We start from the raw sequence: 696 nt of genomic DNA, 5'->3' as shown, positions 1-696 counted from the left end.
GTGGTGAAGTGGATGATCCTATGCTGTCGAGAAAAGCCTCTAGCGAGTTTCATGGCGGCCCGTACCCTAAACCGACTCAGGTGGTCAGGTAGAGAATACCGAGGCGTTCGGGTGAACTATGGTTAAGGAACTCGGCAAAATGCCCCCGTAACTTCGGGAGAAGGGGGGCCACAACTGGTGATGAGCTTTGCGCTCTGAGCTGGGGGTGGCCGCAGAGACCAGCGAGAAGCGACTGTTTACTAAAAACACAGGTCCGTGCGAAGCCGTAAGGCGATGTATACGGACTGACGCCTGCCCGGTGCTGGAACGTTAAGGGGACCGGTTAGCTCACTTTCGGGTGGGCGAAGCTGAGAACTTAAGCGCCAGTAAACGGCGGTGGTAACTATAACCATCCTAAGGTAGCGAAATTCCTTGTCGGGTAAGTTCCGACCTGCACGAATGGCGTAACGACTTCTCGACTGTCTCAACCATAGGCCCGGTGAAATTGCACTACGAGTAAAGATGCTCGTTTCGCGCAGCAGGACGGAAAGACCCCGGGACCTTTACTACAGTTTGATATTGGTGTTCGGTTCGGCTTGTGTAGGATAGCTGGGAGACTTTGAAGCAGGCACGCCAGTGTTTGTGGAGTCGTCGTTGAAATACCAGTCTGGTCGTGCTGGATGTCTAACCTGGGTCCGTGATCCGGATCAGGGACAG

The 696-nt window shown here is 54.3% G+C and carries 1 rRNA gene; it reads left to right on the top strand.

Going from position 1 to position 696, the window contains the following annotated elements:
* Positions 1–696 (top strand): 23S ribosomal RNA (locus IE312_RS38035); the annotation flags it as partial.

Origin of the sequence: Streptomyces capoamus (genome assembly GCF_014654935.1) — a bacterium.
Taxonomy (GTDB): Bacteria; Actinomycetota; Actinomycetes; order Streptomycetales; family Streptomycetaceae; genus Streptomyces; species Streptomyces capoamus.
This window is presented reverse-complemented; position numbering and strand designations above follow the sequence as displayed.